This is a genomic window from Chelatococcus sp. HY11, from assembly GCF_018398335.1.
GTDB lineage: Bacteria > Pseudomonadota > Alphaproteobacteria > Rhizobiales > Beijerinckiaceae > Chelatococcus.
This window is the reverse complement of the sequence record NZ_JAHBRX010000002.1, coordinates 1,585,230-1,602,035: the sequence shown is the minus strand read 5'-3', so window position 1 is coordinate 1,602,035 and position 16,806 is coordinate 1,585,230. Positions and strand designations below refer to the sequence as shown.

17 protein-coding genes are annotated in these 16,806 nt (G+C 61.8%); 8 read left to right on the top strand and 9 right to left on the bottom strand.

Annotated features, from left to right (window positions below):
• Positions 1–41: 41 nt before the first annotated feature.
• Positions 42–1,655, top strand: coding sequence for a GMC family oxidoreductase (locus tag KIO74_RS28100; RefSeq protein WP_291978343.1), 1,614 nt, complete (start codon positions 42–44; stop codon positions 1,653–1,655).
• Between the two features lie 32 nt (positions 1,656–1,687).
• On the opposite strand, the gene KIO74_RS28095 is transcribed toward KIO74_RS28100, so the two are convergent.
• Positions 1,688–2,395, bottom strand: coding sequence for a carboxymuconolactone decarboxylase family protein (locus KIO74_RS28095; protein WP_213338559.1), 708 nt, complete (start codon positions 2,393–2,395; stop codon positions 1,688–1,690).
• 41 nt (positions 2,396–2,436) lie between these two features.
• On the opposite strand from KIO74_RS28095, the gene KIO74_RS28090 reads away from it, so the two are divergent.
• From KIO74_RS28090 to KIO74_RS28075, 4 genes are all read left to right on the top strand, one after another.
• Positions 2,437–3,201 (top strand): SDR family NAD(P)-dependent oxidoreductase, encoded by a 765-nt coding sequence (locus KIO74_RS28090; RefSeq protein ID WP_213338557.1) that lies wholly within the window; start codon positions 2,437–2,439, stop codon positions 3,199–3,201.
• Between the two features lie 93 nt (positions 3,202–3,294).
• A complete protein-coding gene (locus KIO74_RS28085; protein WP_213338555.1) occupies positions 3,295–4,101 on the top strand; it encodes a GntR family transcriptional regulator in 807 nt (268 codons plus the stop codon).
• Between the two features lie 234 nt (positions 4,102–4,335).
• Positions 4,336–6,072 (top strand): ABC transporter ATP-binding protein, encoded by a 1,737-nt coding sequence (locus KIO74_RS28080; protein WP_213338554.1) that lies wholly within the window; start codon positions 4,336–4,338, stop codon positions 6,070–6,072.
• Between the two features lie 239 nt (positions 6,073–6,311).
• A complete protein-coding gene (locus KIO74_RS28075; RefSeq protein WP_213338551.1) occupies positions 6,312–8,060 on the top strand; it encodes a cation:proton antiporter domain-containing protein in 1,749 nt (582 codons plus the stop codon).
• Between the two features lie 95 nt (positions 8,061–8,155).
• Here the strand turns inward: KIO74_RS28075 and KIO74_RS28070 are convergent, their stop codons facing one another.
• Positions 8,156–8,764: an NAD(P)-dependent oxidoreductase gene (locus KIO74_RS28070; protein ID WP_213338546.1), complete on the bottom strand. Its 609-nt coding sequence runs from the start codon at positions 8,762–8,764 to the stop codon at positions 8,156–8,158.
• A gap of 34 nt (positions 8,765–8,798) precedes the next feature.
• The gene (locus KIO74_RS28065; protein WP_249731510.1) at positions 8,799–9,482 is read right to left on the bottom strand and encodes a DsbA family protein; all 684 of its coding nucleotides are present in this window, start codon (positions 9,480–9,482) and stop codon (positions 8,799–8,801) included.
• A 200-nt stretch (positions 9,483–9,682) separates the two neighbouring features.
• On the opposite strand from KIO74_RS28065, the gene KIO74_RS28060 reads away from it, so the two are divergent.
• Both KIO74_RS28060 and blaOXA read left to right on the top strand, forming a co-directional pair.
• Entirely contained in the window at positions 9,683–10,057 is a 375-nt protein-coding gene (locus KIO74_RS28060; protein WP_213339314.1) for a winged helix-turn-helix transcriptional regulator, read from the top strand.
• Positions 10,058–10,181: 124 nt separating this feature from the next.
• Positions 10,182–11,042, top strand: coding sequence for a class D beta-lactamase (gene blaOXA / locus KIO74_RS28055; protein ID WP_213338545.1), 861 nt, complete (start codon positions 10,182–10,184; stop codon positions 11,040–11,042).
• Positions 11,043–11,121: 79 nt separating this feature from the next.
• Here the strand turns inward: blaOXA and KIO74_RS28050 are convergent, their stop codons facing one another.
• Genes KIO74_RS28050 through pcaD form a run of 5 tightly spaced genes read right to left on the bottom strand, consistent with a single transcriptional unit; the run spans position 11,122 to position 14,793 of the window.
• Complete coding sequence (locus KIO74_RS28050) at positions 11,122–12,159, bottom strand: 3-carboxy-cis,cis-muconate cycloisomerase (protein ID WP_213338544.1); 1,038 nt, start codon at positions 12,157–12,159, stop codon at positions 11,122–11,124.
• A 46-nt stretch (positions 12,160–12,205) separates the two neighbouring features.
• On the bottom strand, positions 12,206–12,826 hold the full coding sequence (pcaG, locus tag KIO74_RS28045; protein ID WP_213338543.1) for a protocatechuate 3,4-dioxygenase subunit alpha: 621 nt from the start codon (positions 12,824–12,826) through the stop codon (positions 12,206–12,208).
• On the bottom strand, positions 12,826–13,575 hold the full coding sequence (gene pcaH / locus KIO74_RS28040; RefSeq protein ID WP_291978344.1) for a protocatechuate 3,4-dioxygenase subunit beta: 750 nt from the start codon (positions 13,573–13,575) through the stop codon (positions 12,826–12,828). Before pcaH ends, pcaG begins: the two co-directional genes overlap by 1 nt.
• The gene (gene pcaC / locus KIO74_RS28035) at positions 13,572–14,006 is read right to left on the bottom strand and encodes a 4-carboxymuconolactone decarboxylase (RefSeq protein WP_213338540.1); all 435 of its coding nucleotides are present in this window, start codon (positions 14,004–14,006) and stop codon (positions 13,572–13,574) included. The genes pcaH and pcaC overlap by 4 nt, the downstream gene beginning before the upstream one ends.
• On the bottom strand, positions 13,999–14,793 hold the full coding sequence (pcaD, locus tag KIO74_RS28030) for a 3-oxoadipate enol-lactonase (protein WP_213338536.1): 795 nt from the start codon (positions 14,791–14,793) through the stop codon (positions 13,999–14,001). Before pcaD ends, pcaC begins: the two co-directional genes overlap by 8 nt.
• A 160-nt stretch (positions 14,794–14,953) precedes the next feature.
• On the opposite strand from pcaD, the gene pcaQ reads away from it, so the two are divergent.
• A complete protein-coding gene (gene pcaQ, locus KIO74_RS28025) occupies positions 14,954–15,868 on the top strand; it encodes a pca operon transcription factor PcaQ (protein ID WP_213339313.1) in 915 nt (304 codons plus the stop codon).
• On the opposite strand, the gene KIO74_RS28020 is transcribed toward pcaQ, so the two are convergent.
• Positions 15,865–16,722 carry a helix-turn-helix domain-containing protein gene (locus KIO74_RS28020; RefSeq protein WP_213338535.1) on the bottom strand — a complete coding sequence of 286 codons (858 nt, stop codon included), beginning with the start codon at positions 16,720–16,722 and terminating at the stop codon, positions 15,865–15,867. The genes pcaQ and KIO74_RS28020 overlap by 4 nt on opposite strands.
• Positions 16,723–16,806: the final 84 nt, after the last annotated feature.

Sequence of the window (16,806 nt, the reverse complement as noted above, 5' to 3'; positions counted from 1 at the left end):
GTTATAAACAAAGTACAAGTAATTTGTCAAATGGGGCTTCCGTGGGATTCGACTTCATCATTGTCGGCGCCGGCTCGGCCGGCTGCGTCCTCGCCAATCGCCTGTCCGCCGATCCCCACCATCGTGTGCTTCTCCTGGAAGCTGGCGGATCCGACTGGAATCCGCTTTTCCGCGTTCCGCTGATGACCGGCGTTTTGCTCCGCAGCCGCTACGCCAACTGGTTCTACCGCACGGAGCCGGAACCCCATCTCAACGACCGACAACTGTTCTGGCCGCGCGGGCGGGTCCTCGGCGGTTCATCAGCCATCAACGGAATGGTCTACACCCGCGGCACGCGGCTGGACTATGACGGCTGGGCCCAGATGGGCTTGCCGGAATGGTCGTTCGACAAGGTCTTGCCCGCTTTCATGCGCGGCGAGAGTTACCAGCCTGGCGCCAATGCCTTCCATGGCGGAGCCGGGCCGCTGCCCATCTCCCGGCCGAATACCCCCAACCCTCTGTTTGACGCCTTTGTGGCGGCCGGACAGCAAGCCGGCTATCCGTTCAATCTGGATTTCAACGGCGAAACGCAGGAAGGCTTCGGCCGTTACGATTTCACCACGAAGAATGGAGAGCGTTGGAGCGCGGCGCGCGCCTTTCTTGGCCCCGCGCGTCAACGTCCCAATCTCGTCATCCGGACGGATGCGCGCCTTCTGAAGGTTATCGTAGAAAACGGGCGCGCGACCGGGGTCGAGATCCTGACGGGGCGTGAGCGGCAATCGATCCGCGCTGAGCGGGATATCATTCTATCCTGCGGAACGGTGAATTCTCCTGCCGCCCTGATGCATTCCGGTATCGGCGATGCGGATCTGCTTCGCCGCCACGGAATTCCCGTCGTGCGGGATCTCAAAGGCGTGGGCAAGAACCTCCAGGACCATCTTCTGGCCAGGGTGGAGCATGCATGCCTGGAGCCGGTCACGCTGTATAGCACGTTGCGCGGCGATCGCGCGGCGCTTGCCCTCCTTAGGGCGATCTTTCTCAAAAGCGGGCCTGCGGCCTCCTTCCCGCTTGAAGGCGGCGCGTTCTTCAAGTCGGACCCCGCCCTCGACGAGCCGGACCTGCAATCGCATTTCCTCCCCGGTCTTTCGACCGCAGCCCTTAGATTGCCGTTCCTGGCAAAGGCCAGCGGTCGCTACGACGGCCACGGCTTTTTCGCCAATGTCTATCAGTTGCGCCCCCATAGCCGTGGCGAAATCACGATCGGCAGCGCCGATCCGCTCGCCGCGCCGCGCATCAGGCCCAACTACCTCTCCGACCCGGCGGATCTTCATGTCTTGCGTGAGGGCGTGAAGGCCCTCCGTCGCGTCTTCGCTCAGCCGGCTTTTGATCGCTTCCGGGGGCCAGAACTCGCTCCAGGTCCCGATGTCGTCACGGACGCTGACATCGAGCACTGGTTGCGGGGCGTCGCCGACACCGTGTTTCACCCGGTCGGCAGTTGCCGGATGGGCACGGACGATCTGGCCGTTGTTGACCAGCATCTCAAGGTGCATGGCATTCCTGGCCTGCGCGTGGTCGACGCCTCCATCATGCCGCGCATGCCTTCTTCCAACACACATGCGCCGACGATGATGATCGCCGAGCGCGCGAGCGATTTCATCCTCGGAGAGGCGTCGTGAGCAGCACAACGCACGCACGCCGCACCATGTTTTCAGCGCGGCGCGCGGTTGGCTTCGTCGAATCCACCTTGCCCCGACATTTCAGCCCACTCACGAAACGTCGAAGACGCCGGCACCTTCCCCTCGACGATGAGTTCCTGCCAGACGCGGGCGGCTTCGACGAAATGCGGGACACTGCCGGGGAACATGGTCAGCGAGACGGCTTCCGCGAGGTCGAGTTCCGGAACCGCGTCCTCGTAGGCGGCGACGATCTGCAGGGCGACCGCGTCCCAACCCGCCTTGCAGACAAAGACAGCCGCCGCGGCCATATGGACGAGACGCATCGGAACGCTGGCTGCCGCGGAGCGCAGCGCTCGCAAGTAGATCGCCCGCGGATCGCAGGCGGGCAGATGGGTAAGCCAGTTCTTTTCGACAAAGCGGTAGGATTCGAAGCCGAGGGCGAGCGCGGTCACCGTCAGGATGACCTCCACCTCCCCATCGGTGCCGCCAGCTGCCTTGAACTTGGCGATGTGGTGGGTGGCGATCGCCTCATCGGTGGCGATCAGGATCGCGAGCCAGACGAATTCGCGATCGTGATGGCTCAAGACCCGGTCGTCGAGCGCCATGGCGGTATAGGCGGCGTCATAAGCGTCAAGCAACGCCGGCGCGGTAATCGCCATCAGTCCGTGGTGCGGCAGCAGATAGCCGCGCTTCGCACGAATGCCGGACAGGAGCGCTGTCAAATCGAGAGGCGTAGTCATCGGGGACGTCTCCTCGAATCATCATGCAAAAGGTGTCGAATATGACAAGTATTACAAGTTTGGCTGACCGTCGCCTGCTTGTCACCGGTGCTGGCTCAGGCATCGGGCTAGCCTTCCTCCGGTTGGCGCTCGCGGATGGCGCGCGCTGTGTCGCGCTGGTGCGCGATGCCACCGAGGGCGATGCCCTGCGACGCCAGGATGGTCTCGCGGATCTCCCGATGGAGCATATCATCGCTGCCGATCTGACCGAATTCGAGCGCTCCAGCGGATGGGTACAGCTTGCGGTCAACCTTCTTGGCGGCCTTGATGGCCTCGTGTCCTGCGCCGGCATCTTCGATCATCGGCCGGGGCTTGAGACCGGGCTGGCAGACTGGCAGCGCGTGCTCGACATCAATCTCACGGCCGGTTTTACCCTGGCCCGGGACTGCGCGCTTGCGATGGCTTCCGGTGCGCCCAGCGCGATAACCTTCGTATCGAGCCAGATCGGGATGATCGGGCATCCACGCGCCGCCGCCTACGCGGCCTCGAAGGCCGGCCTGAATGGCCTGACCAAGGCCCTCGCGCTCGAACTGGCGCCGCGCGGCGTGCGCGTGAACGCGGTTGCACCCGGCCCCATCACGACACCGATGACGGCGGTGGCGAGAGCCGACACTGCACGCGCCCAGAAACTCGTGAGCAGCATCCCGCTCGGGCGTTTCGGAGAAGCAACCGAGGTGGCGGAGACATTGCGCTTTCTCACCTCCGCGGGCGCCTCCTTCATCACCGGGCAAATATTGTGTGTGGATGGGGGTGTGACGGCTGCTTGAGCGCTATTGCAAAGCAGCTTGATCTCCCGATCGGGTTGCGTAAAGGCTCGCGGTAGGAAAGAGGCGCATCATCGTGGGGGACGAGGAGAAGCGATGACGACCGGCATCACCAGGCGGCCGAAAGACTTGAGGCAGGAGATTGCGGCCCCTCTGCACCATCAGGTCTATGTTGTGCTGCGTCAACAGATTGTCGACGGCGACTACCCGGCGGGCAAAGCTTTGCCTTCCGAGCACAAACTGGAGGATCTGTTCAACGTCTCACGCATTACCGTGAGACGTGCCCTGGATCGCTTGGCGGCGGAAGGCCTGATCGTACGCCGCCATGGAAAGGGCAATTTCGCCCAGCCGGTCATCACGCCGCCGCCTATCGATACCAGCCTGAGGGGCATGCTTGAGAACCTGCTCGCTATGGGGCTCAAGACCCGTGTCGATCTGGTCGAGTTCGACTATATACCGGCATCGCCGGAGATCGCAGCAAGGCTCGAGCTGGAACCAGGCGCCGTCGTACAGCGCGTCGTACGCGTCAGGCGCCATGAGGACACGCCCTTCTCATTTCTCACGACCCACGTGCCCGAGGCTGTGGGACGCAGCTACAGCCAGGGCGAGCTGCTTGAACGACCTTTGCTGAGCCTGTTCGAGAAGGCGGGCATCAAAGTCGCGCGCGCGGACCAGACCATCACGGCGAAGCTTGCCGACACGCGGGTGGCGCCATTGCTCGACGTCGATATCGGAGCGGCCTTGCTCAGCATCCGCCGCCTCGTGCGCGACCAGAAGGGAAAGCCGGTCGAGTTTCTTGAGGCTCTTTATCGGCCCGATATCTATGAATATCAGATGTCGATGACACGTAAGGGCAAGAAATCGGAATTCCTCTGGTCCGACGGTTTGCCCGCCGGCCAGTGAGGCGCCTCTGAAGTTTCCGGTCGCGTCGAGCCGTACATGCTGGTAACCGCCCTGTTCGCCCGGGGTCGTCGGCCGATCGGCGGCTCTTTTGGGCGTATTTCATGAAGCATTCAACAACGCGCCCGCCTGCCGGGATTGTTGAGGTCGATTCTGAGGCTATCACCTTTTTTCATCGGGCCTTTCCCGGTCAACGGGGATAAGGTGCGGCGCCGATTCACTGCCTGACGACCGCGCATGCTCCGAAATTTCTTCTCATATTATAAACCACACAAGGGTTTGTTCGCCCTCGACTTCTCCTGCGCGGTCGCGTCCGGGCTGCTTGAGCTCGGCTTTCCTCTGGCTGTGAAGATCTTCGTGGATAGCCTTCTGCCCAGCGGCGACTGGATGCTGATCATGCTCGCGTCGGCAGGACTCCTCGCGGTTTACCTCGTCAATACCGGTTTGATGGCCGTGGTCGTCTATTTCGGCCACATGCTGGGCATCAACATCGAAACGGAGATGCGCCGGCGCAGCTTCGATCATCTCCAGAAACTATCCTTCGGCTTTTTCGACAATCAGAAGACGGGCCATATCGTCGGCCGGCTCACCAAGGATCTGGAGGAAATCGGTGAAATCGCCCATCACGGTCCGGAGGACCTCTTCATCGCGGTGATGACGCTCATCGGCGCGTTCGTCCTGATGTTCATGGTCAATCCCCAGCTCGCGCTGATCACGGCAGCCATCGTGCCGCTGATCGTCTGGGTAACAACGCGATACGGCGGCCGCATGAGCCGCAACTGGCGGCAACTCTACGAGCGTGTCGGCAGTTTCAATGCCCGCATCGAGGACAATGTCGGCGGTATCCGCGTCGTCCAGGCTTTTGCCAATGAGGACCACGAGCGCAGGCTGTTCGCCTCCGACAACCAGAACTATCGTCGCACCAAGCTGGCCGCCTATCGTCTCATGGCGGTCACCACGTCACTCAGCTATTTCAGCATGCGGCTGACGCAGATGGTCGTCATGATCGCCGGCAGCTATTTCGTGCTCAAGGGTGAATTGACTAATGGTGGTTTCGTTGGCTTTCTGTTGCTCGTCGGGGTGTTCTTCCGGCCCATCGAGAAGATCAACTCGGTCATCGAGACGTACCCCAAGGGCATTGCCGGCTTCCGTCGCTACATGGAATTTCTCGCTGTGGAGCCGGATATCGCGGACAGGCCAGACGCCAAGGCCGTCTCCGGCCTCAAGGGGCATATCCGCTATACCAACGTCGCTTTTGGCTACACCCCGGACAGGCCCGTGTTGCGGGGGATCAACCTGGAAGTTCGCCCCGGTGAAATGGTCGCCTTCGTTGGCCCTTCGGGAGCCGGCAAGACGACCATCTGTTCACTCCTGCCGCGTTTCTACGAAATCGACAGTGGCGAGATCAGCATCGATGCCATCGACATCAGATCCATGACGCTTGCATCCTTGCGTGGACAGATCGGCATCGTGCAGCAGGACGTCTTCCTCTTCGCCGGCACCATTCGCGAGAACATCGCCTACGGCCGCCTCGACGCCAGTGATGCGGAGATAGAGGAAGCCGCGCGCCGCAGCCGGCTCGACCAGGTTATTGCCCGCCTGCCGAATGGCTATGACACCATCATCGGCGAGCGCGGCGTCAAACTGTCCGGCGGCCAGAAGCAGCGTCTGGCCATCGCGCGCGTGTTTCTCAAGGATCCACCGATCCTCATTCTGGACGAGGCGACATCCGCTCTCGACACGGAAACGGAGCGGGCCATTCAGCGCTCCCTGACCGATCTGTCCAAGGGGCGCACGACGTTGGTCGTTGCCCATCGCCTCGCCACCATCCAGCATGCGGACCGTATTATCGTCGTTGATGACCACGGCATCGTCGAGCAGGGCCGTCATGACGAGCTGGTCAAGGCGGGCGGGGCCTACCAGCGGCTTCACGAGGCCCAGTACGGCGCGCTTTTCAAGCGTGCCGGCGAATGATGCGGCCGAAGGGAACACATGGGATGCGCCCGTTTGAACGGATATTCAGGCGGCGTGCTTTTTTCGTGTGTTGCCGTGGTGGCATCCATGTATAAAACAGCGACTTCGAGAGTGATCGCGCCTCGGCCGCCCTTTCGCGGGTGACAGTCCGCCTGGATGTGTGACTGTCGTCCTCGTTGGTCAGCCGTTGCCGAGAGATCCAGGACTGCTGGTCAGGATTAAGTCTGGAGGGTTTGTTCATGCCGCATGAGACCACGCTCATCGCGACTGTTGCAGTGGGTTTCGTGCTGGCCTTCATCTTTGGCTTCCTGGCCGATCGCTTCCGATTGCCCCCCCTGGTCGGCTATCTCGTCGCCGGCATCTTCATTGGGCCCTTCACGCCCGGCTTTGTTGCGGACGCAGGCCTCTCCGGCCAATTGGCCGAAATGGGCGTGATTCTGCTGATGTTCGGCGTGGGCCTTCACTTCTCGATTTCTGATCTGATGGCGGTCAAATGGATCGCCATCCCCGGAGCTGTCGGCCAGATCGTCCTCGCGACACTGATAGGTGTGGGCGTCGGCGAACTCTGGGGGTGGAGCCTTGGCGGCAGCCTGGTGTTCGGCCTTTCTCTTTCGGTCGCAAGTACCGTGGTGCTGCTGAAGGCACTCGAAGAGCGCAACATGCTGCCGACAGCCAACGGCCGCATTGCCGTGGGCTGGCTTATCGTCGAAGATCTCGCGATGGTAGTCGCGCTCGTCCTGCTGCCAGCCTTCGCGGAAACGCTGGGCGGCCACGCGGCCGGTGGCCATGGCGCGGAGGCCGCGGCGGATACCAGCCTGGCCATGGCGTTGGGCCTTACCCTCCTGAAAGTGGCAGGCTTCGTCGTGCTTGCCATCGCACTCGGACCGCGGGTGGTTCCCTGGATTCTCGGGCAGGTTGCTCGCACGGGTTCGCGGGAGCTGTTCACGCTTTCGGTACTCGCGGTGGCGCTCGGTATCGCTTACGGCTCGGCCGCCATATTCGGCGTCTCATTCGCGCTTGGCGCCTTCTTCGCGGGCGTGGTGCTGTCCGAATCCCGCTTCAGCCATCGTGCCGCCCATGAGTCCCTGCCCTTGCAGGACGCCTTCGCCGTGCTGTTCTTCGTCTCGGTGGGGATGCTCTTCGACCCGTCGATCCTCATCCGCGAACCACTGGCGGTGCTCGTCGTACTGGCGATCATCATGGTCGGCAAGTCGCTCGCAGCCATGCTGATCGTTCTCGTGCTCGGCTACCCCCTGGCGACGGCGGTGACCGTTGCCGCGAGCCTCGCGCAAATCGGCGAGTTCTCGTTCATCCTCGGTGGCCTCGGCGTCGCTCTCGGCCTTCTCCCGAAAGAGGGCAGCGACCTCATCCTCGCGGGTGCTCTGCTGTCCATCACGTTGAACCCGCTCGCCTTTGTCGTCGCGCCGAGGCTGATCAGCCGGCTCGGTGTCTGGAAGGCGCTCGCCACCCACGGCGAGCATCGCTACAACGCGTTGGAAGCCGATATCGAGGCGGCTCAGGCGCGCGCCCATGAAAGGGAGCACGCGCACGCTCTCGAGGTGCAGCAAGTGGTGCAGCGCTTCCCGATCTTCGCGGATATCGATCCCGAACAGCGCCAGGAATTCCTGCTTCTGTTTCGGCCGCAAAGCGCCAACCCCGGCGAGCGCATCATCCAGAAAGGCGACAAGCCGGACGGGATGTATTTCATCTCATCCGGCAAGGCTGTGGTTGATACCGATGCCGGCGACATAACCCTTGGTCCAGGAGACTTTTTCGGTGAGATGGCGCTCCTTTCCGGCAGCCGCCGCACAGCAGACGTGACCGCGCTCGACTACTGCGAACTCCTGACGATGAGCCGGCGCGACTTTCTGCAGTTTGTCGCCCGAAATCCAAGCCTGCGCAGGCGTTTCAGCGAAACAGCCACTCACCGCAGCGAGGTGAACCGGCGCAACCTGATCTCCGAACCACCGGCTGCTCCATCGCGCTGATACTGCCGGGAGCTTGCCAGCTCAGAGCTCGCTTCCGCGCCGCGGCTATGCGGGGCGCTCAATCATCCGAACGCCCCGTCACCGTACCGATCCGGTCAATAGCCGACGGTAAAACGCTGGCGGATATGGGCCGGATTCTCCAGTTCATCGACAAGGGCGATGGCGTAGTCCTCGAAGGAGATGCTGCTTCCCTTGTCATTTGTCAGCAGTTCGTCCTTGCCGAGGCGGAACTGGCCTGTACGCTCTCCGGGAACAAAGAGTGCGGACGGTGACAGGAACGTCCAGTCGAGATCGTCAATCCCCCGCAATTTCTTTAGAAAGTCGCCCCCCTTGGTGGCTTCGGCCTTGTAGGCCGGGGGAAAGTCAGGCGTGGTCACCAGGGCCACGCCGGGTGCGACCTCTAGGCTGCCGGCCCCGCCGACGATCAGATAGCGCCTGACGCCCGAAGCACGGACGGCCTCGATCAGGAGATCAGGGTCGCTAGCGAGGAAATGGACGGAGCTGATGACCGCATCATGCTCCTTCAGGAGATCCGCCAGGCCCTTGCCATCGAACACGTCTCCCTTCTTAGGCGCGACATTTTGCTCCGCGGGGATTTTCTCCGGATGGCGGGCAATGGCGGTCACACTGTGCCCCCGGCGCGTGAGTTCCGCGAGAATGCGCGAGCCGGCGTTACCGCTAGCGCCTATAAGAGCGACTTTCATCGTCTTCGTTCCTTTCGGTTGTGAACAGTTGGTGTCAGACAAGGTCGAGCTGGCGAAGCAAGGTCTCGCGATCGCCATAAAGAAGCTGGTTCGGAATGAGACGATCGCCGTGGTTGGTGGACAGAACCACTGTCGGCACGCCACGTGCGCCATGGGCCGTCATGAGGCGCCGGCCAGTAGCGACCTCGTTACGTGCTGCTGCGAGAACATCCGCATCATCAGCCAGAAGTCTGGTCGCGGCCGAGGACAGCCCGATCCCGTCGAGCACCGTGGCGACCTCCCGGCGAATGGAGGTATCGCGCCCATCGACATAGCGCGCATGCTGAATGGCCTTGCAGGCCGCGAAAAGCTGTTCGGGGACCTCCAGGCCGACAGCGACAAGCGCGAGCGTAGCGGCTGCAGAATCGAAGGCTGTGCCGGGTCGCAGCACCTGCTCGCGATAGAGTTGCGAAAACGGCTGTCCTGTCAGGGCGGCGATCCGCCGATCATTCTCCCAGGCATAGGCCGCAAAGCTCGCATCCATGACACGGGCCGCCTCGCCGGCGAAAAGGCCGGTTGGTAAGAAGGTGATCCTGGCCTTCGCCCGCAGAGCTTCTAGGGCCGGCATCGCGCCATAGCACCATCCACACAGCGGATCATAAAGATAGGTCAGCTCTTTCGGCGGCACTGCGGATAGGGGACCCGTTCCGCCGATCAGCCTTTCAACGCCATAGTTCATTATCAGACCAAGTTCGGATATAAGACTTAGTTGCGAATATCGAGCGCTAACATAGGCGGTTCGGGATTCGTGACAAGAAGTCATCGGAATGACCCTTGGTCAGCGTCATCTTACTGTCCGCATCGCTCGGGCCATCCGACGCGCCGGCTGCAGGGATCGGAAACAAAGAGGAATGTCGCGTGGTTGTTAGGCCGGCCGAAATGGGTTTGGACGCTGTGGACGGTGAGTTTTCATTCTCGCCGTGCCCTATCCGGGATGTACTGGACCGCATAGGTGACCAGTGGAGCCTTCTCGTCTTGGAGGCGTTGGAACCGGGAACACTGCGGTTCAACGCGCTGAAACGTCGGATCGGCGATATCTCGCAGCACATGCTCGCGCGAACCTTGAAGCGGCTTGAACAGGACGGGTTCGTGTCGCGGACGCTCTATCCGGTCATACCGCCGCGGGTGGACTACGCCCTCACACCACTGGGTCACTCGCTGCTCATTCCGTTGCGCAGTCTGATCTCCTGGGCGGACAACAACCACGATGCCGTTTGCGCGGCGCGGCGCGTCTATCGCGAGACGATTGTCTGAAAGGCGGCCTGTTGAAAGGGCGGAGAACACGTGCCGGATGGATTTCGTTAACGAGTAGGTCTGAATCCGCCGCCATGCTGGGACCGCTGCCCCAAAGGCCGCTTGTCGCAGGAAATGGTGATCGATGACTGTTCAAACGACTGAAGTCCGCCCTAGGAATTGCTGGCGCCGCTGCATAGTGGCCGGTTTCCTCGTTGTCCTGACGAGTATTTCGGCGGGTAGCTTGGCCGGAACATCTCCGGTGCAAGCCGCAACGCTTTGCACGGTCATTGCGGACGCTGCGACGGGCCAATTGGTGCTTAGAGAAGGAACTTGTGAAACACGCGTCACACCAGCCTCCACTTTCAAGCTCCCCATCAGTCTGATGGGTTTCGATGCTGGATTTCTCAAGGATGAGCACAACCCGTCCCTTCCTTTCAAGAAGGGATATGCCGCCTGGATCCCGGCCTGGAAGCAGGATACGGATCCATCGAGCTGGATGAAGAATTCTGTCGTCTGGTATTCGCGGCTGGTTACCGAAGCGCTGGGCGAGCAACGCTTTCGCGACTATGTCCATCGCTTCGACTATGGCAACCAGGATGTATCCGGCGATCCCGGCAAGAATGACGGGTTGACCAACGCCTGGCTAAGCTCGTCCCTGAAGATATCCCCACTCGAGCAAATCGCGTTTCTAAGAAAGCTTGTGCGCCGCGAGTTGCCGGTGAGCCCGCATGCCTATGTCATGACGAGCAAGATCACCGCGTTGCAGGACGTGGATGGCTGGAGCGTTCACGGCAAGACGGGAGCGGGCCCGGTGCGCAGGGCTGACGGCTCCCGTGAGCCCGACCAGAGCTATGGATGGTTTGTTGGCTGGATGGTCAAGGAAGGCCGGACGCTCGTCTTTGCGCGTCTCGTTCACGACGAAAAGCGTGAGGCGATCAGCCCCGGGATCCGGACGCGTGAAATCTTCCTTCGCGAGCTGCCTTCAGTCGTTGCCCGGTTCTAAGAGCTCGGGCGGGCAGCTGTCGGTCGGCGATATCGTGCGGATCAAAACACGGAGCAGCGATTGGCGAGCGCGCCGACGGTCAGCCAGCGCTGTCAATAACAAGCTGATCCAACAGAGAAATGAGATGGTGCAGGCCAGCGCCTGTCGCGATCGCGATCGCCGGCAGGGTCATCCATTCAAGCGTCCAGGCGGCCCCGGATCTTTCATTCTCATGGATCAGCGCCTGATGAAGAAGTCCGGTCTGGCCGGCGTTGTAACGCGCGAGCGTCACGAGTATCTCGGCCGATATCGGGTTCGATTTATGCGCCATTGCCGATGATCCGCCGCCCCCCGAGAGCCGGACAGCGGACATTTCATTCTGGGTCATCAAAGCGACATCAGCGCCGATCTTGCCCAAAGAACCGCTGATCAGCGATAGCAGCGAACCCAGCTTGGCGATCCGATCGCGCGCGGCGTGCCACGGAGAGGCATTGGCGAGGCTGAGGCGATGTGAGAGGTCGCGGGCTATCGCATCACCAAGCCCCGCGAAGCTCGAACGATCACCAATCGGCCCTCCGAGCTGAATGACCAGGCATGAGACGCGAGCCTCAGCCAACGCCACGAGGTGACGCCCCAGGGGGTCGCTCCAGGTTTTCAGTTTTTCATGCCACGTGAACGGCAGGGCCTGTTGCATGCGCGTGTGAGCCATCAGCGGCTCCGCGCCATGGAGGCGGCTGATGGCGGCAAGCTTATCCAGTATGATCGACAGGCGCGCTTCAAGGACTGGCAAAACCTCCGCGAACTGGAGAATCAGTGCGGTGTCGATGACGTCCTGGCTTGTGGCGCCCTTGTGCAGGGCGTTCTGGAACCGTGAGGGTAGGCCGGCGCGGATCTGCTTGATCAATGCAGGGACGACGACGCCATCACGGGCTACACCTTTCGCCAGATCGTCCCAATCCGGTTGGAAAGCCGATATCGCAGCCGCGACGGCCTCGGCTGCCTCCGACGGAATGAGCCCCGCATCCGCCTCCGCTCCGGCCAGCGCATTTTCGAAACGCAGCATCGCGCGAAGCTGCGCCTCATCAGACAGCAGCCCCTCAATTTCACGATCGCCGACAAGCGAGGCAAGAATTGGCATGGATTATATCGTATCCGCGTTTCTATTCCCGTCCCGACGAATTCCATCACATATCGAAAAATACAGTTTCCTTGTCGCCTTGCAGATGGATGTCGAGCACGTATCGCGGCAAGTCGCCGTCCTCTTTGCGAGCGATCAACGTCGCCCGCCGCCTCGCATCCGGTATGCGGCCTAGGATGAAATCCTTGGCATTGGCCGCCTCTTCATCAGCGAAGTAAAGCCTGGTTTGCAGGCCGATATTAATACCCCGCGCCACGATCCACAGCGCGATATGCGGCGCCATAGGCGCTCCGTCGGGACCAGGAACCGGCCCGGGTTTGATCGTCTCGAACAGGAAGCCGCCTTCGCTGTCGGTCGCCCGCCGGCCCCATCCCGTGAAGGCAGGTCGCGAATTCGAGGTTCGCCCCATCGGCACGATGTAGGAACCGTCCGAGTCAGCCTGCCAGATCTCGATCACCGCGTCGCTGACGGCTGCGCCGGCGCCGTCGATGACCCGCCCGGATACGACAATCCGCTCACCGCGCGTATCGGCCGACACCATCGTCGCTCCGGGGTCTGCGTCATAGACACCCTTGATTTCCGCAAAGTTGGGCGTCAGGCCAATATGAACATAAGGTCCCGCCGTCTGTGACGGCGTTTCCTTCAAGGTTGGGACGGGATGCAGCATCAGTTCCCCTCCAACTTGTTCTCGAACATAGTGGAGCGCCTGCCGCGCAGAACGATGTCGAAGCGATAGGCCAACGCGTCCATCGGCGTTGTGTTGTGGCGATCGAGCTTCGCAATCAGCTGCTCAATTCCCGCCTTGTCCGGCACGCTCCTAACGATCGGGCACTGCCAGATCATCGGATCACCCTCAAAATACATCTGTGTGATCAGCCGTTGAGCGAACGCATTTCCGAATATCGAGAAGTGAATGTGAGCCGGCCTCCAGTCATTCGCGCCGTTGGGCCACGGATAGGCGCCCGGTTTGACAGTACGAAAGGAATAGAAGCCGTTTTCATCCGTTATCGCGCGTCCGCAGCCACCGAAATTCGGATCAAGCGCGGCGGGATAGCCTTCACGCTTGTGGCGATAGCGGCCTCCGGCGTTGGCCTGCCAGAACTCGACCAGAGTGCCGACGACTGGGCGGGCATTCTCGTCGAGCACTTGACCATACACGATGAGCCGCTGGCCGATCGCTTCACCGCCGTCCTGACTGTAGTTGCGGATAAGGTCGTTATCGAGCGGCCCCAGAGACGTTTCGCCGAACGTCGGCCCCGTCAGCTCGGAAGCTGTCGTTGGAAGGGACAGGAGCGCGTGGCGTGGTGCGCGGAAAGTCGTGCTCTTGTAACCCGGCGTATTGGCGTGCGGCTGCCACGCGCGATCTCGCGCATAGAGCGCGCCTCCATCATCGCCCGGCAGTATGATACCGTTCACCTGTCCCCTCCCCGTCCCTCGGCCAATTCCCCGTTGGCCCATTTTTCCTTTGCCAATTCTCCCTTGGCCAATTCTCCTTTGGCGATCTTGAACGCGCGGTTCGCGGCCGGGACGCCAGCGTAGACGGCCACATGCAGAAGCGCCTCCTTGATATCCTCGGGCGTGGCCCCTGTGTTCGCGGTGGCGCGTATATGCATCGCGAGTTCCTCATCATGCCCGAGGGCGGCCAGCAAGGCTACCGTCAGCATGGACCGTTCACGCTTGCTCAGCCCCGGCCGGGACCAGACCGTTCCCCACGCCCCCTCGGTGATGAAACTCTGAAAATCCTCGTCGAAAGGCGTCTTGTGGGCCGTGGCCCCATCGACATGAACATCGCCGAGAACCGATCGGCGCGTCGCCATGCCTTGCTCGAACCGGGACGTGTCAGCCATGGTGGGCCTCATTGAGGAAGGTGCTGATGTGCTCCGCCAGAACGCGCGGCTGCTCGATCGCGGGTATATGGCCGGCGTTCTCAATGACGGAAAAGCGTGCGCCGGGAATGAGCGCGGCCGTGTCACGCACGAGTTCAGCCGGGGTCGAGACATCGTCCGCGCCAACCAGCATCAATGTCGGAACAGCGATCGACCCGACCTGCTCACGCAGGTCAGTATCACGGAGCGTGGCGCATGTTCCCGCGTAGCCCGCCGCCGGCGTCCGGAGGAACATGTTGCGCCAGCCCGCGATCTCGACAGGCCGCTCCTGACGATATCTCTCCGTGAACCAGCGCATCATCACGGCATCACCGAGTGCCTGCATGCCGCCGCTTCGCACCAGCGTTATCCGCTCGTTCCACATGGCTTCCGCGCCGATCCTGGCCGCGGTGTCGCATAAAACGACACCCGTGATCCGATACGGGTGCCGCAGGGCCATGCCCTGGGCGATGAGGCCGCCGACCGAGACCCCGGCCAGCGTAAATCGCTCGACCCCAAGATGGTCAAGCAGTCCGGAGAGATCACCGATATGGTCGTCGAGCGAATAGTCCCTCTCGGGTGCGTCGCTCAGTCCGTGCCCACGCTTGTCGTAGACAATTATCCGGTAGCGATCTTGCAGCCGAGCCGTGACCGCCTCCCAGATACGCGCGTCGGTGCCCAGCGAATTCACCAGAACCAGAACCGGTGCCTTCCGACGCCCGTAGTCTCCATAGTGCACCAGAATGTCGTTGATCTGTGCAAACGCCATGCTCGCCTCTTTGGAGCGATTTAAGATGCGGAGGGGGCGCGAGTAAAATGATTACTTCACGCGCCTCTATAACCTATGGCTTATGGGACGAGGTCTGCGATCGACGCAGCCATCGATCTCCGCCACGATCCATAACCAGAGGTCGAAGATGTCTCGTCCCATGATCGATCCGCGCATCAAGCTTCGCCACATCTCGTGCTTTATGGAGGTGGCGCGCCTCGGCAGCGTCGTCAAAGCGGCCGACGCGCTTAACATCAGCCAGCCCGCAGTCTCAAAGACCATCCAGGAATTGGAGGATCTTGTCGGCGCGACGCTTTTTGATCGCAGCCGACGCATGCTCGCACTGACGCCCCTGGGTGAGGTTTTCTATCGCTACGCCGGGACGAGTCTGGCTGCGTTGCGCCATGGCATCGAGGCGGCGCGGCAAACCAGCGCCGTCACAACCGTCAAAATCGGTGCCCTGCCCACGGTCTCCGCGCGCATCCTTCCGGCGGCCGTCGAAGCGTTCTCATCCCAAGGCCCTGGCGCGCGCGCCCGTATTATAACCGGGCCCAACGGCCATCTCCTGTCTCTCCTGCGGACTGGCGACGTCGATCTTGTCATCGGCAGGATGGCTGAACCGGACGCAATGCTCGGATTTGCCTTCGAGCATCTCTATTCCGAACGGGTCGTCATGGTCGTCAGGCCTGGCCATCCCTTGCTTCTTGAGCGCGAATTCGACCTCGCCATGATCGAGAACTACCAGACCCTCATGCCGACACCTGACTCGGTGATCCGACCCTTCGTAGACCGTATGCTGATGGCCAACGGCATCGCCGATCTCAAGGCCAATGTCGAAACGGTCTCCAACGCCTTCGGCCGCGCCTATACGCGGCAGACCGACGCCATATGGATTATCTCCGAAGGCGTGGTCGCCAATGACATGGCAGAGCGGCTGCTCGTCGCCCTGCCTGTCGATACCATGGAAACCACAGGCCCCGTGGGGCTCACCACCCGCACCGATACAACTCTCTCGCTCTCGGCCATGGCGCTCATGGGGGCTGTGCGTGACGCCGCATCGAAGCTGCGCGACTAAAGCGAGGTTCTTGCGGTCTTGCGGTACTGGCTCGGCGCGACGCCCAGCATACGCGTCAGGAACCGCGTGAAGTAAGCGGGGTCATCGTAGCCCAGTTCAGCGCCGATCTGCTTGATCGTCAGCGATGAGAACAGCAACTGCCGCCGCGCCTCCAGCGCGATACGCCGCTCGATGATCTGCAGCGCGGAAATGCCGAGCACCTGGCGGCTGATGCGGTTGAGATGGGGCTGGCTGATCCCCAACGCCTCCGCATAGTCGCCGATGACACGCGTGGACCTGTAACGCCTGTCGACTAGGGCACGGAAGGCAGTCGCATGCCGCGCCGCCTGGTTGAACCGTGGGTCGGCGTGATCATCGATCCTGCCTGCACGGGCCAAGGCGACGAGCAGCAGCGTAATCAGGGCCGGCATGGCCACGCCATGGCCGATCTCCCGCCGGTCCGCCTCGGTGATCAGATCGGCAATCGCCGCGTGGACGTCATCCATGCCGAACCCGCTGAGAACGCGCGGCTGCGCGCTGATTTCGCCGACGTCTCGTCCAGCATTCTGGACATCCCTTTCCATCAGCGTCAGCACGACACCCACGACATCGCGACTGAATACATAGCCGTGCACTGTCAGCGCTGGTACGACCACGATCGCCGGGCCGGCAAGGTCGTATGTCGCGCCGTCGATCGTCGCCCGCACCCTTCCGCTGGTCACCTCGAGGATCTGGAAGAACTGCTCATGACGATGCGGGGCGATCCGGAAATCATGCCGACTGCTGCGCGAGACTATTGTCTCCCAATGGAGCCATTCATGCTCCCTGTCCGGGACCGCCTCGCCGAAAAGCGCATAGATCGGAATTGTTTCCATGGTCGGATAGTCCAACAGTTTGCGTGCTCCGTCCATTGGCTTCCCGTGGCTTTGCGCGCAGCATTCCTAAAAACGGGGAGGAGC